The sequence below is a fragment of the Streptomyces violascens genome, assembly GCF_014649955.1.
Classification (GTDB): Bacteria; Actinomycetota; Actinomycetes; order Streptomycetales; family Streptomycetaceae; genus Streptomyces; species Streptomyces violascens.
This window is the reverse complement of record NZ_BMUA01000033.1, coordinates 35,680-57,976: the sequence shown is the minus strand read 5'-3', so window position 1 is coordinate 57,976 and position 22,297 is coordinate 35,680. Positions and strand designations below refer to the sequence as shown.

Annotated in this window: 20 protein-coding genes and 2 pseudogenes; 5 read left to right on the top strand and 17 right to left on the bottom strand. The window is 69.1% G+C overall.

Annotated features, from left to right (window positions below; genetic code table 11):
* Positions 1–115: 115 nt before the first annotated feature.
* From IE206_RS36995 to IE206_RS36970, 6 genes are read right to left on the bottom strand one after another with little or no spacing between them, the layout of a single operon-like run.
* Positions 116–274: a helicase associated domain-containing protein gene (locus IE206_RS36995; protein WP_189970190.1), complete on the bottom strand. Its 159-nt coding sequence runs from the start codon at positions 272–274 to the stop codon at positions 116–118.
* Entirely contained in the window at positions 256–882 is a 627-nt protein-coding gene (locus IE206_RS36990) for a helicase associated domain-containing protein (protein ID WP_189970188.1), read from the bottom strand. The genes IE206_RS36995 and IE206_RS36990 overlap by 19 nt, the downstream gene beginning before the upstream one ends.
* Before the next feature lie 32 nt (positions 883–914).
* A complete protein-coding gene (locus IE206_RS36985; RefSeq protein ID WP_189970186.1) occupies positions 915–1,991 on the bottom strand; it encodes a C40 family peptidase in 1,077 nt (358 codons plus the stop codon).
* 24 nt (positions 1,992–2,015) lie between these two features.
* The gene (locus IE206_RS36980) at positions 2,016–2,498 is read right to left on the bottom strand and encodes a poly-gamma-glutamate biosynthesis protein PgsC/CapC (protein ID WP_189970185.1); all 483 of its coding nucleotides are present in this window, start codon (positions 2,496–2,498) and stop codon (positions 2,016–2,018) included.
* Entirely contained in the window at positions 2,495–3,979 is a 1,485-nt protein-coding gene (gene pgsB / locus IE206_RS36975; protein WP_189970183.1) for a poly-gamma-glutamate synthase PgsB, read from the bottom strand. Before pgsB ends, IE206_RS36980 begins: the two co-directional genes overlap by 4 nt.
* 4 nt (positions 3,980–3,983) lie before the next feature.
* Positions 3,984–6,170 carry a HAMP domain-containing protein gene (locus IE206_RS36970; protein ID WP_189970180.1) on the bottom strand — a complete coding sequence of 729 codons (2,187 nt, stop codon included), beginning with the start codon at positions 6,168–6,170 and terminating at the stop codon, positions 3,984–3,986.
* A gap of 394 nt (positions 6,171–6,564) precedes the next feature.
* Between IE206_RS36970 and IE206_RS36965 the strand changes: the two genes are divergently transcribed.
* Positions 6,565–7,587 (top strand): hypothetical protein, encoded by a 1,023-nt coding sequence (locus IE206_RS36965; RefSeq protein ID WP_189970178.1) that lies wholly within the window; start codon positions 6,565–6,567, stop codon positions 7,585–7,587.
* Positions 7,588–8,033: 446 nt separating this feature from the next.
* Here IE206_RS36965 and IE206_RS36960 read toward each other — a convergent pair whose 3' ends face one another.
* Positions 8,034–8,207 (bottom strand): hypothetical protein, encoded by a 174-nt coding sequence (locus tag IE206_RS36960; RefSeq protein WP_189970175.1) that lies wholly within the window; start codon positions 8,205–8,207, stop codon positions 8,034–8,036.
* A 739-nt stretch (positions 8,208–8,946) separates the two neighbouring features.
* Between IE206_RS36960 and IE206_RS36955 the strand changes: the two genes are divergently transcribed.
* A complete protein-coding gene (locus IE206_RS36955) occupies positions 8,947–9,495 on the top strand; it encodes a DUF4262 domain-containing protein (RefSeq protein ID WP_189970173.1) in 549 nt (182 codons plus the stop codon).
* A gap of 324 nt (positions 9,496–9,819) precedes the next feature.
* Here IE206_RS36955 and IE206_RS36950 read toward each other — a convergent pair whose 3' ends face one another.
* Positions 9,820–10,194, bottom strand: coding sequence for a MerR family transcriptional regulator (locus tag IE206_RS36950; protein ID WP_189970171.1), 375 nt, complete (start codon positions 10,192–10,194; stop codon positions 9,820–9,822).
* Between the two features lie 45 nt (positions 10,195–10,239).
* Between IE206_RS36950 and IE206_RS36945 the strand changes: the two genes are divergently transcribed.
* Together IE206_RS36945 and IE206_RS36940 are read left to right on the top strand one after the other, a co-directional pair.
* Positions 10,240–11,130: an NAD(P)H-binding protein gene (locus tag IE206_RS36945; RefSeq protein ID WP_189970169.1), complete on the top strand. Its 891-nt coding sequence runs from the start codon at positions 10,240–10,242 to the stop codon at positions 11,128–11,130.
* 88 nt (positions 11,131–11,218) lie between these two features.
* Positions 11,219–12,218: pseudogene (locus IE206_RS36940) on the top strand (IS481 family transposase).
* A gap of 3 nt (positions 12,219–12,221) precedes the next feature.
* Here the strand turns inward: IE206_RS36940 and IE206_RS36935 are convergent.
* Positions 12,222–12,359 (bottom strand): annotated as a pseudogene (locus tag IE206_RS36935) (transposase); the annotation flags it as partial.
* A gap of 190 nt (positions 12,360–12,549) precedes the next feature.
* Between IE206_RS36935 and IE206_RS42870 the strand changes: the two are divergent.
* Positions 12,550–12,771, top strand: coding sequence for a histidine kinase dimerization/phospho-acceptor domain-containing protein (locus IE206_RS42870; RefSeq protein WP_229853342.1), 222 nt, complete (start codon positions 12,550–12,552; stop codon positions 12,769–12,771).
* Here IE206_RS42870 and IE206_RS42865 read toward each other — a convergent pair.
* The 8 genes from IE206_RS42865 to IE206_RS36895 form a co-directional block, all read right to left on the bottom strand.
* Positions 12,768–13,016: a hypothetical protein gene (locus IE206_RS42865; protein WP_229853341.1), complete on the bottom strand. Its 249-nt coding sequence runs from the start codon at positions 13,014–13,016 to the stop codon at positions 12,768–12,770. The two genes, IE206_RS42870 and IE206_RS42865, sit on opposite strands and share 4 nt — an antisense overlap.
* Before the next feature lie 32 nt (positions 13,017–13,048).
* A complete protein-coding gene (locus IE206_RS36925) occupies positions 13,049–13,342 on the bottom strand; it encodes a hypothetical protein (protein ID WP_189970223.1) in 294 nt (97 codons plus the stop codon).
* Positions 13,343–13,675: 333 nt separating this feature from the next.
* Entirely contained in the window at positions 13,676–16,378 is a 2,703-nt protein-coding gene (gene lanL / locus IE206_RS36920; protein WP_189970167.1) for a class IV lanthionine synthetase LanL, read from the bottom strand.
* Positions 16,375–17,433 carry a radical SAM protein gene (locus IE206_RS36915; RefSeq protein WP_189970165.1) on the bottom strand — a complete coding sequence of 353 codons (1,059 nt, stop codon included), beginning with the start codon at positions 17,431–17,433 and terminating at the stop codon, positions 16,375–16,377. Before IE206_RS36915 ends, lanL begins: the two co-directional genes overlap by 4 nt.
* The gene (locus IE206_RS36910; protein WP_189970163.1) at positions 17,420–19,111 is read right to left on the bottom strand and encodes an ABC transporter ATP-binding protein; all 1,692 of its coding nucleotides are present in this window, start codon (positions 19,109–19,111) and stop codon (positions 17,420–17,422) included. Before IE206_RS36910 ends, IE206_RS36915 begins: the two co-directional genes overlap by 14 nt.
* A gap of 65 nt (positions 19,112–19,176) precedes the next feature.
* Positions 19,177–20,850 carry an ABC transporter ATP-binding protein gene (locus tag IE206_RS36905; protein ID WP_189970160.1) on the bottom strand — a complete coding sequence of 558 codons (1,674 nt, stop codon included), beginning with the start codon at positions 20,848–20,850 and terminating at the stop codon, positions 19,177–19,179.
* A gap of 88 nt (positions 20,851–20,938) precedes the next feature.
* Positions 20,939–21,022, bottom strand: coding sequence for an ALQxL family class IV lanthipeptide (locus IE206_RS43725; protein WP_223279873.1), 84 nt, complete (start codon positions 21,020–21,022; stop codon positions 20,939–20,941).
* 61 nt (positions 21,023–21,083) lie between these two features.
* Positions 21,084–22,148 carry a radical SAM protein gene (locus IE206_RS36895; RefSeq protein ID WP_189970155.1) on the bottom strand — a complete coding sequence of 355 codons (1,065 nt, stop codon included), beginning with the start codon at positions 22,146–22,148 and terminating at the stop codon, positions 21,084–21,086.
* Positions 22,149–22,297: the final 149 nt, after the last annotated feature.

Below are 22,297 nucleotides of genomic sequence, written 5' to 3'. Positions count from 1 at the left end.
TCCTGCAGACTGGGGAGATCGAGCTGCGGCGGCCGTGACCGGGATGCCCACACTGCCCTCTGTTGGGTCGCCTGTTGCCGTCGACGTGCGGCAAATCGGTCGAGTCTCGGCGAGTTCACCGGTTCCAGCGGATCTTGATGGCGTCGAGCGCGGCGGTCTGGGCATCGGTGAGGCGGTTGGCGCGGCGGGCGGCTCGCTGGCAAGTGAGCCAGGCGTCCAGTCGGATCCCTCCGGCAACCGTGCCGTCGGGCACGGTCAGATGTCCGTGTTCCATGTAATAGCCGAGGGCGGCTTGGTATCGCGGCGCCAGGCCGCTTCTGAGGAGGGCTGGGCGATGCGGCGGCGGTCGGGCTGGATGCGGGGCGGGGCGGGGCGGGGGACTGTCCCAGTCGTAGCCGAGTGCGTCCAGTGCCGACTTGATTGTTCGTTGAGCGTGCCTGCGGCGTGGGCTCGGCGCTGCTGGTGGAGCCAGTTGCCCAGGCGGAGGCCGTCCTGTTCGCCGCTGTGCGGCACGCCGAGGTGGCCATGCAGCCGGTGCCAGGAGCGGGCAGCGTCAGGGTAGCGGGTCTGGGCGAGGGTGAAGGACGGACGCCAGGCGAAGCCTGCGTCCTCAAGCTCGGTGACGCGCTGGGCCGGGAGCTGCCCGGTGGCGTACTTGTGGCGCATCTGGGTGACCCAGGCGCCGAGTTTGATGCCGTCGTCGGTGACGTGCGGCTGCGGGACGAGGGCATGTGGGTGGCGCGCCAGGCTATGAAGGCGTCGAGGTTGCGCTGTCAGGCGCTGTTGCGGTGGTCCCAGATCATGCCGAGGGCGTTGTGGGCGGCAATCCGGTGCTCGGCAAGTGTCCCGTCGCGGAAGTATTTGCGCTGGCGGCCGATCCACTGCGTCGGACGGGAGAGCGGCCTGGCCCTGGGTCAAAGCCGCTTCGCGTTGCGCAGCAGCTGTGCGTAGAAGCCGTTTCCGTCGATGCGGGAGACCCCGCCCTTGTCACCGATCGTCGGACCGTTGACTTCCTTGCGGCTGGAGATGAACGTCTTGTGGCCCTCGGTGTCCGGTCCCAGGTAGAGGGCGACGTGGTCGAGGCGGTCGCCGGTGTGGTGGTCCATCTTGAAGAAGAGAAGGTCGCCGGGCTGGAGCACGTCGATGTTCTTGGGGCGTTCGTACCAGGGCGCCGGGCCCGACAGCGGGATGATGTCCGCGCCCAGACGCGAGCGCGCCATGCCATTGGCCGTGCGGGGCAGGCCGTCGCCCTTGTTGTCGTCGGACGCCAGCGGATAGCGAGCCCGGTAGCCGAACACCATGCGCACGAACCCCGAGCAGTCGATGGCGCCGGCGCGGGCCGTCTCCGGCTGCTTGGTCGTGCCGTCGCGGAAGGTGTAGGGGATGCCCAAGTAGTGGAAGAAGTCGGACTGTTCGAGCAGCGGCGTGCCGCGGTTCTTGGTGAGGTCCGGGTTGACCGGGCCGAACTTGGCGTCGCCTGCGTACGCGAGGCCCTTGGCGTCCTTCTTGACCGGCGCTCCCGTGGCGTACTGGAAGGCGGTCGCGAAGAGGTCGTCCTCCTTGGTGCTCGAGGCCTTGTTGAACCAGGTTTTGAACCACGCCTCCTTCTCGGCTCCTTGGCGCCAGGCCTGGGGCATCAGACGTACCCAGTCCTCCGTGACGACGCGGACGGCTGTGTTCGCGGGTTCGGCGAAGGTGCGCGAGGGGCCCCTGAGGGTCGCGGTGCGCGCCTTGTCGGTGAACGTGGCCAGGATCTGGCCCTGGTCGCCGCGCAGCACGGTGCGCGCGGGGTTGTTCAGGCGCTCCCAGCGCTCCTTGCCGCTGTCCTTGCCGGCGTCGGCCTCCCCGACAGGGCGGTCCTTGACGGTCTGGACGCCGGGCGCCGAGTCCCGCTCCTCCCTGCGCAGTTCCACGGTGAGGTACGCGCTGGACGCCAGCAGGGCCAGCACGGTCAGGGCGTGCACGGTGGTGCGTTTCTTCATGGGGGGCATGGCTGTTTCGGCTCCGATCCTGGGTCAGGCGGACGGCATTACGCCGAGGAGGATTCCGGCGGTGAGGACGACATAGGCCATGAGCGTCACCGATCCCGTGGCGAGGAGGGTGGGTCCCTTGGGCTGGCGGACCAGCTGGTAGGCGATCAGGCCGGGCACGATGAAGCCGAGGGTCTGGTTGGCGTACATGAGCGGGAACTCCAAGGAGAGCACGATCATGACGGTGGCCTGGAGGGTGACGCCGAGCAGGACAACGGCGGCGAAGAGCCGCTTGCCATAGAGGATCACGAACTTCTGCATCAGCAGCGTGCCGGCATAGGTGAGGGCGGTGACGCCAGCGACCATCGCGGCGCGCTGCAGGTCCTCGACGAGGGTCAGCGCGAGCCAGCCCGGGGTGATCATGCCGCCGGGCGAGAGGTTGGTCGTCAGGTAGCAGACCAGGGAGAAGAGCAGCCCGATCGCGATGCCGATGGCGGCGATCTCGGGGGTCAGGACGGAGGGGATCAAGGGTGCTGCTCTCCTGGGTTGTGCCACTGCGGGGAATCGTCGGCGGGAGGTACGCGCGGCTCGAACAGGCTGCGGGTGCGGGCCTGTTCCCGGTGCGCGGGGTGCGCCGGGTTCTGCTCGGGGTGCGGGGCCGGGTGCGGGTACTGCTCCCCCGCGCGCTGCGCGTCGTGTGGCGCGTAGCGGTCCTCGTACGTCTGCGGGTAGGGCTGGTAGGGGTCGAGGTGGGGTGCGTACTGCATGGTCGGCTCGGCGTCCCGGGCCATCCGCTCGGGTGTGGCAGGCGCGGCGGGCTCGGCGGAGTCGTCCGGCGGGAGGTGTGCGAGGTGTTCGAGGAGCAGTTCGCCCTGGCCGTGGATGTTGCCGATGGCGACGAGCGAGGAGTCGGGCCCGAGCCGGCCCAGGAGCTCCCGCATGAACTCCTCGGGGTCGCGCCGGTCGCCGCCGAGGTCGACAGCGCGGTCGCGGTAGGCGGCCGGGATGGCGTCGATGGCGGACTTGGCCGGGTGGCCGATGACGAAGACCTGGTCGGGGTCGAGGTCGGGGATGATCTCGCCCATCTGGCCGTTGCGTTCGACACGGTCGGGGCGACAGTTGATGACCACGTTCAGAGGGCGATGGATGGCGCCGAGGTCGAGCAGCTGGTTGATGTTCATCAGCGTCGACTCGGGGTCGTTGGCCGCGAAGACGTTGGCGAAGCGGAGCTTCTTGTCCTCGTGGGTCACATACCGCTCCACGGAGAGGACTCCGGGGTCCGGCGGGGCGTCGTACATGCCCCGCAGCGCGGTCTCGCGGTCGACGCCGAGGAGTCCGGCGACGACGAGCGCGATGGCCACGTTCTCCTTGAAGGTGAACCAGCTGAAGCCGCGCAGTTCCGCGTCGGTGACCATCTCCGGGTCGGCGTAGACGAGGCGGCAGTTCCGTTTCTCGGCCTCTTCCTGGAGGATGGCGAAGCGGTCCTTCTCGGCGGTGACGCAGATGCCGTTCTCGGGCATCGAGCGGCACAGCGAGCGTGCCACGTCGTCGAGGGTGGGGCCCATCTCGGCGAGGTGGTCCTCGCGGACGTTGCAGAGGACGCCGATCGTCGAGCGGATCAGCTTGGACTGGTTGATCTCCTGGAGCGCGGGCATGACGGCCATGCACTCGATGACGAGGGCATCGGGATGGTAGGCGCTGGCGCGCCGCACGATGCCGATCTGCTCGACGACGTTGGCGATGCCGAACTTGCGGTAGACGGGCTCCTCGGTGGCGTCCGGGTGGATGAACCGGGCAGCGGTTCCGGTGGTCTTGGCGACGGTGACGAGGTCGCCGCCGCGCAGCGCACCCGCGCACAGGCGGGTTATGGAGCTCTTGCCGCGGATGCCGTTGACGAGCACGCGGGTCGGGATGCGGTCGAGGTTGACGTAGTGCCGCCGCTGTTCGATCACTCCGGAGATCAGCAGGAGGGCCCCGCACACCACGAGCACGGTGTAGAGGAAAAGCACGGTGTTACTGGTTCCTTCCGGCCGCGGCGGGCGTGCGGGTGGCGCCGTCGCGTTGGCGTTGCTGGTCCTGGAGGCGTTGTCGGATCAGTTCCAGGCTGCGGGCCACGGCGCCGACCTCGTCGTGGTGGCGCGGGTAGAGCACTGTCTTGCGGTCGCCGTCGGCCAGCTTCTCGGCCTGGTCGGCCAGTTCGCGCAGCGGGCGCGCGACGACGATGTGCAGCCAGCCGAGGCAGGCCGCGGCCGCGGTGAGGCCGAGCATGCCGGCGAGGACCGTGCGGTTCTGCAGGCTGTACTCGGGGATGGCGAGCCAGGAGGCAGGCTGGGAGCTGACCACCGTCCACTGCAGGGAGTCCGCCGCCCCGCCGCCGGAGAACGGCGCTGCGGCGACGACGCGTACGTTCCCGCCGTCGCGCCGCACCTCGCCGTGCTCGGCCTTCCGCTCAAGCAGAGGTCGGAGTGAGGAGGGCAGTTTCTGGAAGGCGCGGTATCCCGAGTCGCCGCCGATGACGCGGCCCTCGGTGTCGACGACGCGGACCTCGCCGAGTCCCTGGCGGCCGAGCAGCGCGTTGATGAACTCGATGCGGAACTCCCCGACGACTGCGGCGCCTTGGCGGTCCGGCGCCGCGACTGTGGCGGCGATGACGGGTTTCTTGCCTCCGTGGCCGCTCACCTCGAAGGCGTTCTCCGAAGGGGCCTCTCCTGTGGCGTGGTGGGGGGTGTGACCGGCCCGGGCGAGGATCGTGCCGTCGGCGCCGAGGACGTACACCGACTCGTAACGCTGGTGATCCTTGACGGTGCGGTCCAGGACGGCAGTCATGTCCTGGGCGGAGGTGCGGTCGTCGATGAGGGACGCGACGGCGGCAAGGTCGGCGTGGCCCTCGTTGAGGGCGCGGCGCACCCGGTCGCTGAGCGTCGCGGTGCGCGCCTTCTGGTCGTGGACACTCTGGGTCGGTACGCGGACGTCGTCCTCGGCCCGGTTGAGCAGGAGCATCAGCGGCGCGGCCCATCCGAGCAGCAGCAGGGCGCACACGACGAGGAGCGCCCGGGTGCCGGGCCTCCTGCGGCGTACGGGACGTGGTGGATCCTGCGCGGCGACGGGTGCTCCGCGCAGCTGGCAGCGCAGCCGCTCCAGGGCGGCGCCGATCCGCGCGGCCTCGCCGGACCTCGGCACGGTCACGGGGCGCTCTAGGTCACCGCGGGTGAGGCGGCGGCTCTCCAGGAAGAGTCTGATCAAGGGGCGTTGCACCGTGGACAGGAGCAGCATGACCGCGAGGGCGCCGATAACGAGAAGGGCGCCCGCCGCCACGAGCCCGACGGCGGGGCGGGCGAGCCGGGACGCGTGCTCGGCGACACCGACCTGGGTGACGACCGTGAGACCGAGAGTGCCGGCCGGGGTGGCTTGGCCGGGATCGCCCGCGGCGAGCGTGGCGTAGCCGCCGATGGTCTGCTTGTCCGCGACGCTGTCCCCGGCCAGGTGGCCGCTGACGCCCGTGTAGCCGCCTGCGCCGGGAGCCTTGGCGGAGATCGCGTTCTGCTTGCCCTTCTTGGCCGCGATGCCCGCGAAGGTGCGCAGTTGCTCCCTGGCTCCCTTGCCGCCGAGCGCGCCGTGGCTGCTCAGGACGTGCCCGTCGCTGTCCACGACGCCGATGGCCCGGCCCTCGCCGAGGTTCACACCGGGGAAGTTGAGGCTGCTGGAGGCGATCAGGAGCTGTTGGGGCCGGCCTTCCCAGGACAGCAGGGCCAGGGTGACCAGACGGGTCTGACCGTTCTCCAGGCGGACCAGGCGCGGAGCCAGACCGCCCTCGTCGGCCAGGCGGCTTCGGTCGATGGCGGTGAGCGGTACGTTCTCGCCGCGCGCACCGAGGAGCTTGCCCGAGGCGATCTCCATGACGGCGGTGCCGCGCCACTTCTGGTACACATCGCCGACCTTGTCCAGGACGTCGTCGGCGGGCGCGGGTTGCTGCTGGTTGAAGAGGGTGGCGGTGCGGGTCAGATCAGTGATCGATTCGTCGAGGGAGGCACGCAGCGCGATGGCCCCGTCCTCGGCGACGTACTGCTGGGACTTGCGGACGGCCTCCGGTACGAGCGCGTTCTCGGGTCTGCCGAGGGCGAGCGCGGTGATGCCCGCGAGGGACAGAAGCAGCGTGGCCAGCACAGCGATGGGTGGACGTATGCCACCTATCAGCGACATGTCCGACCTGCGGCGGACCTTGTGCCGCCGCCTGGATCCCGAAGCCGCCAACGCGACGCTCCTCTTCTGCTTCTTCGGGCGCCAACCCGAGGCGGCCGTCCCACCCCGGGGCGTACGAGCGTGCGACGCGAGACCCCCAACCATGAGATAGGTAAAGAGTTGCCTACCTCCGAACAAAATTCACTGAAAAATATATTGGAAAAGATCTTTGCGCAAATCCTTGGCAAACGACGGGCGGAAGGGGCAGCCCACCTGCAAGCCCCAGGCAAATGACACGACAGAGGACGATTGTCCGGATTAAGCCCATATATGCGACTAAGTAGGTGCTGCATGCTGCATCTCCTCTCGGTCCCCCACCTCCTTTCCCACCTCGCCCCGTATCTTTGGTCCGGCCATGACTGTGCACAGGAAGACAAAAGCGATCGCCATCACCTCGGCGCTCGTCCTGCTCGGCGCTCTGATCGCGTCGGCCCTCGCCCTCACCGAAGGCCGCTGGGGCAGCGGCACGAACCGGGACGACCAGGCGGACAGACAGCACCCGCAGCCCCGCGCGACCCCCTCCCCCAGCGGACCGCCCCGAAGTGAACTGGAGCGCCGCATAGTCGAGTTCGCCGCGCCCTTCCGCGGGGACTCCGGATATCGCGCACCAAGCCCCACCGACCGGCGCACCATGGCCGAGTCCGTGGGACTCGTGCTCGACGGCAAGCGCGAGGAGGCCGGCCGGACCCTCTCCCGCGTCGGCTACCAGCTGCGCACGCTCGTGGATGCCGAGACGGGCCGGACGTACGCGGAACTCTCCGACCGCAGCGAGACCGTTCCCGCGCCCCGCGGCTGGGGCCGGGTCTACATCGACCTGTCCTCACCCGTGCGCTGGTCCGTCCAGGCGCCACACCCCGTAGCCGATGCCCGCACCGAACGGCTCGGCGCGCGCGTCCTGTTGGGCTCCCCCGGCGGTGTCCTCGTCATCGCGGGCGCCCATCGAGACGCGGGGCGGGGCAACTCGGCCGACGTCGCACACCGCCGCGACACGGTCTTCGCGGCGGTCTGCGACGAGCTCGCCGAGCGCGGCCTGCCCGGCGTCCAGGTCCACGGCTTCGCCGACGACTCCGATCCTGGCCGCGACGTCATCGCCTCCACCGGGACCGGTACGGCAGGTCGTGCTGACGGCAAGACCCTGGCGGACGCCCTACAGGGGCAGGGGTTCGAGGTATGCCGGGCCTGGGCGCGCTCCTGCCCGCTGGAAGGCACCGAGAACGTGGAGGGCCGGAAAGCCGCGGCCGAGAATGTCCCGTTCCTGCACGTCGAGTTCAGCAACACGGTGCGCACGGACGACGCCCGCACCGGACGGGCCGTCGCCGCCGTGGACACACTCACCTCTCGCTGGGCGGCGGGCCAGAAAAGCACAGCGCGGGACTGAGGCGAAGCGCCGAGCCCGCAGCATGGTATGCACTTCTTCTGCGGGCACCCCTGACTGAACGCCTGCCCACAGAGGGGCTGTTGGTGATCTCCTTAGGCACGATGCGGTCCCTCCACGAGGAGGGTGATCGCCTGCCCGTGAGGTAATGGTGGCGGTGCCCCTCGATGCAGGGCGAGCGGCACTATTCGGCCGGGCAGGCAGCCATGCAGCGGCAACAGTGCCGGAGCACCCCGAGCCGACCGCCCGTGGGCATCCGGAGAGCCCCAGGCCATAGGATTCCTTGGTGATCATGGACCAGGGAGATCAGCGACGAGGATCAGACGGGGGATTCCGGCCGCCCGTCAAATGGCTGATCTGACGAGCCCACTCCGGGGTGATCTCAAGGATCCGTCAAGATGAGACGGCCCACAGGAGGGTTGCGTCACAAGGCTTCAAAGGGCGCCCGTTTAGCGACGCCGCCGTGCCGCGCGCTCCCGTTCGAGTTCCCCGAGCCGTACGAACCAGCCGACGACGCCCAGGAGTCCGAAGATCCCGACAGTTAGCGCGACCAGGCTCATCCCGATCCGCCACCAGTGCAGCAGTCCGCTGACCCCGGTGACGAGGCCGCCGGCTGTGAGCATGCAGAAGAACAACAGCGTGCGCGAGCCCTCCAACTGCCTGCAGAACCCTGCCCAGTACCGCACCATCAGACGCCGGGCCCCCGCCCGCGCTCTGCCATACATCCCCCTGTCACTGCCGATTCCGCGAGTCTACTCAGCGGCCCCGACACCCGTACGCCACCCCGCAGGCGACCCCCTGCTCACATGACAGTGGCCAGTCCAACGGCCACCCACCTGGGCATCTCGATAGCCGGAGGAGTACGGCCCAATCCGGGAGGACGAGCCGTATCCCTCACACGACCGCGCCCATGCGACCACGGCAGGCATCCCTCAGCAGTAGTAGGTCTGCCGTGCTACATCCGAAGACTTTACGATCTGGCTGCCACTGATCGATGCAATCTTCGCAGATCGGCTAGCGACACTTCCGCCTACCTGCGCCATGTGGGACCAGAGGGAAGCCTCCCTCACGCACAGGGGAGACCGACCAAGATCCGGGCCAGGGGCGGACCAACTCAACTTCGGTTCTCCCCGACGACGCGCGGGTGTTCGGTCGCCTCCCGTGGTGATCAGGAGCGTGACGGCGCTCAGACCGCGCAACGCTCCTGCCTGGGTTTCTGCTGGTCGGGCATGAACTCCAACTGGCGGCGGGAGAGTTCGGGCGTCGGGGAGCAGTCGCGGAGGGTCACCGCGGCATTCGATTGCGAGGGCGACCGCGAAGCCCGGCTGGCTGGCTCGAACGCCCACCACGTAGCCTCCGCGCATGACCGATGATCCGTTCCAGTGCCGCTGCATCCTCTGTCATGACTACGGCGACCGAGACGAAGCGGACCACGCCGATCTGACGATCATCGGGAATGTGCAGCAGCACGGATGGCACGTCGTGATGGTTCCCGAGGACGAGATCGGTCCTGGATTCGCCTACACGATCGGCCTCGCCCACACTCACGGCGCGCCTGAACTCACCGTGTTCGGGCTCGATATCCACGCCATGCACGGCATGCTCAACAGGCTGGGAGCGAAGGCCGCCGCAGGTGCTGTACTGGCGGACGGCCAGAGGCATCCTGATGTTGTCGAAGGTCACCAAGCCGTGCTCAGGAGTGTGGATCTCCGTTGGTGCCGGACCTTCTTCGGACGGGCCATCGGGTTCTACCGGCGGCCTCCTATTCCCATGTTGCAAGTTGCCTGGCCTGACGTGGACGACTGCTTCCATTGGGAAGAACAGGCTCACGAGAGTCATCGCGAGTCACAGCCTCAGTTGTGGCTGCCACCGAGTGAGCATCCCGCCGGGGTCTGGACGGCCGAACTCTGACCACGGGCGGGCGGCGACAGACTCGTACCCGCGTGGATCGCTACTGAAGCAAGATCACCTTTTGGAGCAGCTCGAATCCGGCCCGGCCGTGGAGCTGCCTCTTGATCTTTTCACGCGTGTCACGGCGCCCTCGGTGCCGCCTGGCCCCACCTTGAGCCTTGCGGTGGGACGGTGGTTGTGGTCCGCCGAGGGTGGGTGCTGCGGCCCCGTGAGCGGGTGCCCATGCGGAGGCTGGATGTTGCGGGCCAAGACGTTGATGGCATCGGCGACTTACTGCTGATCAAGCACCACGGTCATCGACCGCGAATCCCTCACATCGGATGATCAACGGTCGCGGACGAACGTCGCGCAGTCCGCACACTCCTCGAGGTACCGATGGCGGCACTCGACGGTGTGCCGGAGGAAGGTGATCGCTTGCTGTCTGCTGCGGACCTCACCTTCGAGCGCAGCGATCTTCGCGCGCACGACCTCCTGTGCTGCGGACTTCTTCGGGGACATCGCGGCGGCGACCTCCGGCAACGAGAGCCCGACTTGTCGCAGTTTCAACACGGTTCGTGCCTGCTCCAAGACGTCTTCGTCGTAGAGGCGGTAGTCGTTCGCGTCCCGGCGCACCGTGAGTGCTCCGACGTGCTCCCAGTGCCGTAGGACATGGGCCTCGACTCCAAGCTGCGCAGCCGCTTCGCCGATGGTTATCGCCATTCCGCCCTTGCCTTGATGTCGACCTGAACCTTTAGCGTCCCCAGCATGCCTGACAGTTCTCCCACCCCGCTTACTCCTGCTCGTTCCCGAACGGTCCTGGTCACCGGCGCGACGGGCAACGTCGGCCGTGAACTCCTCACCAGGCTGCACGAGCGTGCAGCAGTTGTGCGGTGCCTCGACCGTCGTCGTGTTGACCCGCGACCTGGCATCGCGTCGGTGCGCGGTGACCTGACCGACGCCTACACCGTCCGTACGGCGCTTGATGGCATCGACACCGTCTTCCTCATATGGCCACTGCTGGACACCGCACCCGCTGAGCCTCTGATCGCAGAACTGGCCGCAGCAGCGCCGCGCGTCATCTACCTCTCCTCGACCGCGATCGATGACGCCTCTGCTCGCCAAAGCGATCCGATCGTGCAAGTACACGCGGACATGGAACGCCGGCTCCGCGATGCCGGCCTGAATCCCACCGTGCTGCGCAGCGACACGCTGGCGTCCAACACCCGGGGCTGGGCGGCACAGCTGCGCGCAGGCGACGTAGTCGAAGGCCCTGACATAGCGCACACAGCAGTAGTGGACGAGCGCGATGTCGCGGCCTCGGCTGCAGAGGTGCTCCTTCGATGCCAGGACGATTCGGATCGCACCTACCGGCTGACCGGACCTGAGCCACTCAGCAGGGCCGACCAGGTCGCAATCCTCGGCGCCGCACTCGGACGAAACCTGCGATTCGAGCCGGTCCCCGTGGACGTTGCGCACGCACGAATGCTCGCGGACGGACGTCCCGAGCATCTGGTCGAGGCCCTCCTCGCGGCGTCGACGCGGCGACCTGAATCACGCCTTGTCACCGATGACGTCGAGCGCCTGACCGGTATGCCGGCCCGCCCCTTCGCGCAGTGGGCCATCGATCACAGCACCGAGTTCGGTCGGCGGCCGTGACCACACATATCTGCCAGTCTCCAGCCGGTGTGACGGCCGCCGAACATCGCTTCCCCGCCAACTTCGTAGCCGCCACAGGAAACTGCCCATGAGGCACGCCAACGCTCCATTGACCGTCGAAGGTCGACGCCGACTCGTCGAGCGCTGCCGGACTCGTCCGATAGCGCACGCCGCCACCGAAATAGGGATCCCCCCTCGCATGTGCATCGAAGTGGGTCAACCGCTACCGCTGCCATGGGGAGATCGGCCTGCTCGACCGTTCCTCGACACCACACAGCCAACCCACCGCGACAGTCGCCACGGCCGTGGCCCGGATCGCAGATCTGCGGCGCAGCCAGAAGTGGTCAGCGTCGCGGATTGCGTTCGAGCTCCAAGCTCAGGGCGTCACAGTCAGCGCCGCACCGTGACCCGGCACCTGGCGAGGCTCGGTCTCAACCATCGCAAGTTCATCGACCCGAGCGGCGAGCCGAACCGAGAGCCCCGCAGAATCGGCGCCAGGTGGCCAGGCCACATGGTCCACGTCGATGTGAAGAAGGTCGGACGGATCCCCGACGGCGGAGGTTCGCGTGTCCACGGCCGCGGGAGCGGGCGCGCCAAGAACGCCGACCGGCTGAAGAAGAAGAGCAAGCGCGGCGGCTACGTGTATCTCCACTCCGCAGTCGACGGGTTCAGTCGGCTCGCCTCCACCGAAGCGTTGCCCATAAAAGGGCCGTAACCGCGATCGCGTTCATGCACCGCGCTCGCGCATGGTTCGCTGCCCACGGCATCACCACATCGAGCGGATCGTCACGGACAACGGAGCGTGCTACCGCGCCGGCACATTCACCCGAGCACTACTCGGGTCGCGCCACCAGCGCATTACGCCCTACACACCGCGGCACAACGGCAAGGTGGAGCGCTACAACCGGATCCTGGCAGAGGAATTCCTCTATGCCCGCGAATGGAACTCCGAAGACGAACGAGCAGCCGCCCTCGGCGTGTGGAACATCCACTACAACTACCACCGGCCTCACGGCACCGCTGGAGGCCAGCCACCGGCGGTGCGACTCCAAGGCGGTGTCACCAACGTGCTGGCCTCCTACAGCTAGCGCGACAGCTCCGGAGGCAGCCCAGCGTTGATGGAAGCCGTAGACGGTCCGCCAAGGCGGGAAGTCGGCGGGCATCGCCCGCCATTTGATGCCGTTATCGACCAGAAACCGAATGCCGTCGACGGTCCCTCGGCGAGCCGAGCGATGCCCACCACCACCGTCGACCTACGGGTACGTGTTCGCACCGTACGTGGACAACAGTGATGCGTTCCTGCCCCCTCAGCCCACCAGCAGGGTCGGGGCGTCGGGCCGATGAGTTTGCCGGTTGCCTGAAGTCCCGGGGCATCCGAGCCTTGTGCGGACTGGATGCAACAGACTGCGAGGACGATAGTTGCCTCTCGCCGAGGCAGCCCACGAACTCCGCACCCCGCTGGCCACCCTGCGGCTGGCCGTTGAGAACGGCAGCACCTCACCGACCCGGGCACCCGCCGCCGTGGACGAGGCCGTCCGACTGGTCGACCGCCTGGGCCGCCCGGTCACCGGACTGCTGGCCCGTGCCCGGGTCGAGGCCGCCACCCAGGCAATCGAGCTGACCCCGTTGCGGCTCGACTAACTCGTCGAACAGACCGTCGAGGAACTGCCGGACCACACCGGCGTCACACTCACCACCGAGGCCGCCATCGTCAACGGCGACCCCGAACTGCTCGCCCAGGCCATCCGCAACCTCGTGGAGAACGCGCTGCGGCACGGCGGCGGCCAGCGGGATGCCCGTCGACGGCAGATCATCGCCGACTCCCGGTCGCCGACGCCGAGTTCACCGCCCGGCAGCGCGGCAGCGGCTGGGTCGGCGAAGAGCACGAGGGCATCAGCGCGCCTGCTGTCCGGCGCGGCTATCGGGAGCGGCCCAAGGCCAACTGCCGCTCTCCCGGCAGGCCCAGTGGCCGCCTGCTCGTGGCAAGCACCCGCAGACCGGGAGCCGCGGCCAGCAGCTCCCAGACCAGTACGGTGCAGGCATCCAGGAGGTGCTCACAAGTGTCCAGGACCAGCAGCCGTTTGTCGGCGAGCCACCCAGCCACCAGATCGTCGGGGCACCGACCAGCCCGGGGGAACAGGCGCAGCTCGCCGGCCAGCTGGAGCGTGAGCGGTATGGGCTCCGTCAGCGGCGCCAGGGGAACCCACCGCACCCCGTGGGGAAAGCCCCGCCGTACGAGAACAACGCCGACGACGAGTGTCCAGGCAGCCCTGCTCCCTCTCCCGGGTACGGGCTCTACGACGCCCAGGCAGAAGCCCTCACCTGGTGAACCCCAGCCGTCCTTCCACGGAAGACGCCCAACGAAGACGCCCAGGTGAAGCGCAGCGGCACGGAAACGACGAGCAGGGCCGACGTGGGCGCTGTCGTCGGCGAGGAAGCAGCCAGCGAGCCGTGGCCGGTCACCTCCTGGCAGGGCTGGCACCGCTTCGCCACCGCACCGCCCCCGGCCCCACCGGCTGGTAGGCCTGTTCGGGACGACGTGCTCTCACTCACAGCGACCAGGCGCAGCAGCCGCCTCGGGACGTGGCCCTTCCATGAGGGATCTGGGCAGCCAGAGCCGGGAGCCGCCGTCGCGCAGGCGGGTGAGGAAGGCCAGCACACCGCTGAGGCCGGTACTGAAACCCGCCGTCACCGAAATGCCTGTGTCGTCGGGCAGCACCAGGCGGCCGTGGCGCACGGCGTTACGGGGTTGGATGCTCTCCGCGAGTTCCGCCGCCCACTCCCGGTAGCGCTTGTCGCCCAGGAGCTCGGCCAGGTCCAGCAGGAAGTCGCCGTCCCCGGCCAGCCCGTGGCACTGGCAGGTTCCCATGTGCCAGCGGGAGCGGCGGACGGCCATGGCCGCCTGGATGGCGAGGTCGGCGTGCCGGTCCTCGCCGGTGTTCTGCCACATCCGGATCAGGAAGGTGCCGATCCCGGAGGAGCCGCTGCACCAGTTGGTCTTCAGGGGCCCGCCCTTGTCGTCGCTGGGCCAGTACGCGGCGCCCCGGTCGAAGCGTACGAGGGAGCCCAGAGTGTCCGCGGCGGCCGTGGCGAGCTCCGTATAGCGCGGCTGGCCGGCCGCGTTGCCCGCCGCGAGCAGGAACGTGCCCACGCCGGCCACCCCGTGGGCGAAGCCATAGTGGACGACGCCCGCCAGGGCCGAGGCGAAGTCGGCGGCGATCGGCCATCTCACCTGGCCGTCGCGGTGTTCGGCGGCCGTGGCGAGCGATTCGGCTGCGGCCCGCGCCCGGGTCAGGAACTGTTCCTCTCCGGTTGCCTCCCAGAACCGCAGCTGGGCGAGGCCCGCTCCGGCAGTCCCATGGCAGACATCCGGATTCGGCCAGCGGACGGGCACCCGTTGGGCGAGGTCCGCTGCCAGTCGGCGGAGCCGGTCGTCGCCGAGGAGCTGGCCGGCTTCCAGCAGTGCCCAGGCCGTTCCGGAACGCCCGAAATACAGGCCGGGCAGCGCGCGTGGTTCGCGTCCGACGCGGCGCGCTGTCCAGTCGGCCGCAGCCTGGACGGCTTCCACGAGTGCCGGCTCGCCCTTGCAGCCGCGAACCAGCGCGCCGAGTACACCGGCGCTGCCGTGTTGGACGTTCAGCGGATCGCTTCCCGCTTCGTTCCGACCCGATGGCCACAGGCGCTGGTCGTCTTCCAGGTCCATGGTGTCCAGCAGGTGAGCGAATCCGTCGGAGATCAGGCGGTCCAGGTCGTGGTCGCCGATCCGGTCGGCCGTGAGGCGTTCCTCGGGTTCTTCCGCTCGGACGAGGAGGGCGAGCGCGGCGTCGAGACCGGGGCGTCGCTGCGGAACCGCGTCCAGGAGGGCGACGATGGCCGGTGCCATCAGCCGTGCTGCGGCGTTGCGCGGGGCAATCCGCTGGAGCCAGTGCGCAATGCGCTCGGCAGTGGTTCGCTCCTGCGGTTCGTCCGGGGTCAGTGCCGGGTCGGCGCCACTGACCAGGTAGAACAAGGTGGCGCCCAGGCTGTACAGACCGGCGGAAGGTGCGGGTGCGAATCCGAACGGTGGTGCGCCGAGTCGCTCCGGTGCGGCGTAGGCCGGGGTGTGGGACCGCTTGACCTGGGTGCCGGGCTCGGCGAGCTGCTCGAGGTCGATCAGGCGCAGCTCCCTGTTCGCCAGGATCATGATGTTGTCGGGGGTGAAGTCCTGGGTGACGAAACCGCTGTCCTGCACCAGCCGCAGCAGCTCCACGAGTTCGCAGGCGATGTCGCGCAGTTGGGAGACCGGCCCGCCCCACGACCCGCCGTCGTCCGGTTCGAGGTTCTCGCGTACCCACTGGCGCAAGGTGACGCCCGGCAAGGATTCCTGCACGAGGAACAGGTCGCCCTGTTGCTCGAAGACGCCGACGGGGTGCGGGGTCCGGCCCGAGGGGGCGAACCGTGCCAGCAGTTCCGCCTCGTGCCGTCGCCGGTCACGGATGTCCTGCCCCTCCGGTCCCGCCCCGGTGTGCGCCCGGGCCTGCTTGATGACGACCTCGGCTCCGGTTTTCTGATCGGAGCCCAGGAATACGCCTCCGGTGAAGGCATGACGGATGACTTTCCGGACGAGGTAACGGCCGTCGAGCAGCACGGGTTTGGGCGCCGTCGGGGCGGCTTCGGCCATGGGGTGGAAGGGATCGGGCGAAGCCCACGAGGGCGGTGAGAACCACGCCTTGCGCTCGTCGGGCACCAGCCGGCCGTCCGGCGCGATCAGCATCGCCTCGTAACTGCCGTCGTTGCCCAGCATCGGCACTCCGGTGAACACCCCGAACCGGTAGTGCACCAGGCTGCCCGGCCGGTAGGGCCGGTCCGAGAGGATCCCCGGTCCGGGCAAGCCGGCGGTCGCCCGGTGCAGTTCTTCGGCCAGCTCCCCGAGCTCCTCCTGGTCGCACTCGGGGTACGCGGTGAGGAACTTGCCGCCCGTGCCCCGGTTGCACAGCCGGGAGCCGAGCTCTTCGACCTGAGCAAGGGTTTTCGCGAACTTGAACGGGCAGCTCCGGCGCAGCAGCACGTCCGCCGCTCTGGCCAGGACCAGGGGCGCGGACAAAGGGGTCGCGGAGAGGTGCAGTTTCCACCCCTGCCGTACCGAACGCCCGCCCGGGGGCTCGACGTAGCACCAGAACGTGTCCGGCTTGGCCTGCCATCCGAGGCCGTCGTGGCGGGCGAGTGCCGCCTGGGCGCAGTCTATGAGCAGCGGATCGTCGACGGTCATGATCGTCCTCGGAGCGGCAGCACTGCGGAAAGTTCCGGGCGCCCCTCGATGCGGGCCCGGTCGTCGTCGGTGCCGAAGCGGCGGTCGATCCGGCGGGCGGCCTCGGCCCATTCCCGCATGGTGCGGACCGGTTTGAGGGTGTCCACCACGAACGGGTCGTGCCAGCGTGCGACCGAGCGCTTCCAGAGCAGTCGCGGGTCCTCCTCGAGGATGTTGCCCACCACGCCCTCGTAGATGCACATCGCCCGCACGGCTCCGTCCGGTTCCACAGCCATCGCGGCGAAGAAGCTTCCTGCCGCGATCCGGTCGGGGTGCATACTCGTACCCCAGTTGTCGGACATGGACAGTTCCAGCGAGGCAGGTGCCAAGGACTTCAGGCGCTCGGCGAGTTCGGGCGAGGCCAGCCAGGCGGCCTGCTCATCGCTGAGCAGTTCCTGCTCCACGAAGCTTTGACGGTTGGCGAGACCGGAGGGCACCACGGCGCTGAGGTAGAGGAAGCCCATCTGCGGGAAGCGGGGGGCCACTTCGGTGCAGAACAGTTCCAGCTGGCCGAAGCTGCTCCGCAGGACCGTGCTGTCGATGCCGAACACCAGTGGTGGTTCACCGTGTCGCCGTGCCTCGCACGATGCATCGTCGAGCAGCTGCAGCGCCTTCATAGCCCGGTCGAACGAGCCGGCCCGGCCGCGGATCCGGTCGTGAACCTCCGCTGTCGCCCCGTCGACACTCATGTTTACCTGGGGCCGCAACCGCAGGATCTCTTCCATCGCGCGCTCCCGCAGCGGCCATCCTCCGGTGTAGAGGTACACCCCGATCCCAGCACTCGTGATCCGTTCGATGATCTCGAAGATCCCCGGCACCACCAGTGCTTCACCACCGCCCAGCCCGACGTTGTCCGGGGCGAGCGAGATGATCGCGTCCGCGACACGGAGGTTGTCCCGCAGGCTCAGTTGCCGCGACGGCCGCCTGCCCGATTCGGAGTAGCAATGCACGCAGCGCAGCGGGCAATTGTAGGTGATGTCCCACAGAATGTAGCCAGGGCGGTCAGCAACCAGCATCCTTCTCTCCCTTGTTGCCGGAATACGTCAGCGGACGGCCACGCTCGTGGTCCCAGTTGCCGACCAGGTCGGCATAGAGCGCGGACGCGGCGGCCAGCTGGTCATGAGTACCGAAGCGAGCGGTGCACCCGTCCAGCAGGAGCACCTGGTCGGCGCGGCGGGCGGAGCTGATCCGGTGCGCGATGACGATCAGCGTTCCGGGCCGTCGGGCGAATGCGGCCTCGGCCTTCGCCTCGGTCTCCGGATCGAGCCCGGAGGTGGCCTCGTCCAGGATCACCAGCCGGGCGGGCGAGAGGTACACCCGGGCCAGCGCGACGAGTTGCCGCTCGCCCTGCGAGAGGTCGGCGCCGCCCGCGCCGACCCGGGTGTCGATCCCACCCAGCCGGTCGGTCACCGGCCGCAGGCCGACCGCTTCCAGGGCCTCGGTGATCTCGGCCTCGGTGGCCCGTGGCGCCAGGTAGGTCAGGTTCTCCCGGAACGTGCCGGCGAAGACGTATGCCTCTTGCGGTATCAGGGCCACGAACCGGCGCAGTTCGCGCTGGTCGACGCCGCCGATGTCGGCGCCGCCGAGCAGCACCCGTCCACGTTGCGCCGTCAGCAGCCCGGTGAGCAGCCCGGCCAGCGTGGACTTCCCGATTCCGCTGGGGCCGACGACCACCAGGTGGCTCCCCTCCGGCACGGTGCAGTGGAGGTCTTGGACGACCGGAGTGGCGTGCGGCCCGTAGGCGAAAGTAAGGCCGTCGACCTCAAGGTCGTACGCGTCCGGGGCGGGGCTTGTGGCCGGTGTCCCGGCAGGCTCGGCGAACCCCTCCCCGAGCCGGGTGATGCTCACCGCCATCTCCAGTCCCCAGGTGGCCAGCACCTCCAGCATCTTGCGCAGCGCCGGTTCCAGACCGACCGTCAGATAGGTGACCGCGCCGGCCAGCTCGCCGAGACTCAGGTAGCCGCGGTGCAGCAGTGAAGGCGCGGAGGCCAGCAGGACGACCACCGGCAGCTGGCCTCCGACGAAGACCACCAGAGTCCGTGCGGCGGTGGCCCTGGCCAGCGCACGGGCCCGTCGCCGCTGTTCGTCCACGGCCTGGTCGACGCCTGCGATGACCCGGTGCTCGCCCGCGCAGGCGATCGCGTCGCGGACCCCGCTGAAAGCGGTGCCCGCCCGCTGGGCCACTTCCTCCTCGGCGAGCAGCACCGCCTTGTGGCGCGCGGCCAGGCCGGGCAGCAGCCAGGCGAACAGCGCCATCGCCGCCAGCACCAGCCCGCCGCTGATCAAGGCGACCAGCGGGGCGAGCAGGCTCAGTCCCACCAGCGCGGCCACCGAGGCGAAGACGATCTGGCGGATGATGCGGAGCAGGGCGTGCAGGACTTCCCGGACGGTCTGCACCTGTTCGGTGAGCCGGGCGACGGAGGCCAGGTCCGGCGGGCGGGCCGAGTTCACGGCATCGGCCAGCACCCCCTCCACCAGCGCGATGACGAACGCGTCCCGCACCGGTTCGATGACCGCGGCCATCCAGGGGAAGAGCCGGCGGGTGGCCGCCGCCCCGACCAGCGCGGCCACCAGCAGCGCTGTGAGTGCCCCGGCGGCGGGCAGCACGTCGTGCGACAGGAAGTGGTCGATCGCCGTGGAGATCAGCAGTCCCGAAGCCCCGACGGGAGCGGTCTCGACGACGGACCAGACCAAGATCCGCGCCAGGGTCCCCCGCCGTTGGCGGAGCACACTCAGCAGCAGCGTGTGCCCGGCCCGGTTCACCCGGCGTTCCCGAAGACGGCACGGTACCGGGGCTCGGCGGCCCACAGGGTGTGATGGGGCGCAACCGCCTGGATGCGTCCCTGATCGAGCCAGGCCACCAGGTCGGCCCGCGCCGCCGTGATGGCACGGTGCGCGATCACCAGCCGGGTGCGGCCGGCCAGCCCCTCGACGAACGCAGCAGCCAGTTTGGCCTCGGTGACGGTGTCCAGACTGGAAGTGGCGTCGTCCAGAACCAGCACGCGCCCTTGATGCGCGATCGCCCTGGCCAGCCCCAGCCGCTGCAACTCCCCGCCGGATAGCGGAGCTTGGTCGAGCCTGGTGTCGAACCCGTCAGGGAGCCTGCGGATGAAGTCCTCGGCCTGAGCGATCCCGGCCGCACGTTCAACCTTGCCTCCCGCCCGGTTCCCGAAGCCGATGGCGTCACCGATGGTGTCGCCGAGCAGAACCGGGCGGTCGAAGGCGTACCCCACGGCGGCACGGACGGCGCCGGGATCCAGGGCACGCAGCGGGACGCCCTCCAGCAGCACCTCACCCTCATCGGGGTCGATCAGCCTGCCCGCGAGCAGCCCGAGGGCGGTCTTGCCGCTGCCCGACGGGCCCACCACCGCCAGCACGGCGCCGGCCGGTACGTCCAGGCTGACGGCATCCAGTACGGTCCGGTCGCCGTGGCGGACCGAGACGCCGCGGAAGGACACCTCGCCCTGCCCGGCGGGCAGTTGAGCCGTCCCCCCGCCGACCGGTGGCTGCTCTGCCAGCAGCTCCTGGACGCGGGCGGCGCCGGCCCGGGCGTCGGCCAGGAAGAGCAGGGTGTCCACCTGCTGGACGAACCCCAGGGCGATGGTGAGGTAGAGGGTCAGCGCGAAGAAGGCGCCGGGGGAGATCCGGCCGTCGGCCACACCCGTCCCGGCGACCAGCAAGACGAGGACCCGGATGGTGGTCTGACCGAATGCCACCTGCCAGGAGACAGCGCGCCGGACCTGCCAGGTGGCCATTCCCGCTCGCGCCAGCTCCGGCAGCGGAAACAGCACTCGCGCGGCTTCCCGGCGTCCGGTTCCGCAGGCGCGAATGGTCCTGCGCCCGGACACCGCATCGGCCAACCGGGCCGCGATGGCGGAAAGTTGAACGAGATATTCGGCGAACGCGCTGGACGACCGCCGGGCGAGCCGCCGGATCGCGAACGCCAGTGGAGCCGCGGTGATCAGAAAGGTGACACCGGCCTGCCAGTCGATCCAGCACAGGGCCGCCGTCCCGCAGCCCGCAGCCAGGATCTCCACTCCGGCTTCGATCAGATAGGGCACCGCCTTGGCCGCCGACGCGGCGTTTCCGCTCAGGCGAGCGATCAGGTCGCCGAGCGCATGACGCCGGGAACCGGGCACACCCAGCATGAACACCTGCCGCACCAGCCGGTACCGCAGCCGGCCGAGTACCGAGGTCTCTGCCGAGACCCCTGCCATCTCACCGCCCGCCTCGGCCACCATGCGCAGCAGCAACAGCCCGGCGAACACCAGCAGCAAGGCATCGGTGTCACCGCCCGCCAGTGCCCGGTCGACCACCCGGGCCAAGGCCACCGGAAGCAGCAGCCCCGCGCCCACCGCAACCGCTGTCGCGACGGCCTTGGCCGCTGCCGGTGCGGGCGCGAGCCGCACATGGCGGAAATGAAAGTGAGACATCGCTGCTCCGTGGCAGTGGACCGACAGGGGGGATCCGGCCCACCCCCCACGCGCGATCGGTGTGGGAAGCGGGCCGGACCGGTGGCACTCAGCAGGTGCCGCAGCACGGGAACAGGCCGAGCTCGGGCTCGGGCTCCTCCAGGACCTGCAGGGCAGTCACGTCGAATTCCATGCGAATACACCCCCTTTCAGCGTCGCAACGAATGAACTGCTTCCCGCCGGGCACTGCGTGTTCATCCAGCGGGAAGGGCTTGGGAAAGTACAGGTGGACGGGCATCGATACGGGCACGGTCGTCGTCCGTCCCGAAGCGGTAGTCGAGCCGGCGAGTCGCCGCAGCCCAGTCCTTCATTGTGTATACGGACGAAAGGGTTTCGATCACGAATGGGTCGCTCCACCTCGCGACCGAGCGCTTCCACAGTTCCATCGGCGGATCCGTGAGCAGGCTGCCCACGGTGCCCTCGTATATCGCCATCGCCCGTACCCGGCCGTCCGGTTCCACCTGCATCGCGGGGATGCGGCCCTGAGCGAGGAGATCGGGGTGGTAGCGCAGCAGGCGATTGTCGGTGACCGATACGTGGACCGATGGCGGCACGAGGGAGCGAAGCCATTCGATGTGCTGGGGATCGACCAGGAGGTCGGCCTGCTCATCGGTGAGGAGTTCATGCTCGGCAAACCCGGACCGGCTGGCAAGCCCGATCGGCATGGCCGCACCGAAGGACAGCTGATGCAGCTCCGGAAACCGCGGAGCAATATCGGTGCAGAACAACTCCAGTTGATCGAAGCTGCTGCGTACGATGGTGGCATCCAGCGCGAATACGCATGACTCGGCATGACGGGCCCGCTGGCGGGCGGCCCACCGGTCGAGCAGCGCCAGAGTGGCCATGGCGCGGTCGAAGGAGCCCACCCGGCCGCGGACGGCGTCATGAACCTCGGCCGTCGCCCCGTCGACGCTCACGCTCACGTCCGCGCATTTCGCCAGTACGTCCTCAACCGCCGACCGGCGCAGCGACCACCCACCGGTGTAGAGGTGAGGCTCCACTCCGGCGTCCACCATGCGGTCGACGACCTCCTGCAGGCCCTTCACCATCAGGGGCTCGCCGCCCGCGAGCACGATGGCCGCCGGACGCAACGACAGCATTGCCTCCGTGACCCGCAACATGTCCACGAGGGAGAGCTGCCTCGAAGCACGCCGTCCCGATTCGGAATAACAGTGCGTACATCGCAGCGGGCAGGCGTAGGTGATGTCCCAGACGATGACGTTCGGACCGCCGGATATAGTCGCCACTCGACTCGACATGAATCCACTCCTTGTTTTCCGGGCGCAGTCGTGCGGCGCGCATTTATCGCAAGGATCTGTTTCGGTCGAGACGGGGCCGCCATCGCCGAACCGTACTTCAGGTAAGTCTGCCCGTGGACCGGATGCCAATGATCCGCATTCACGTACGG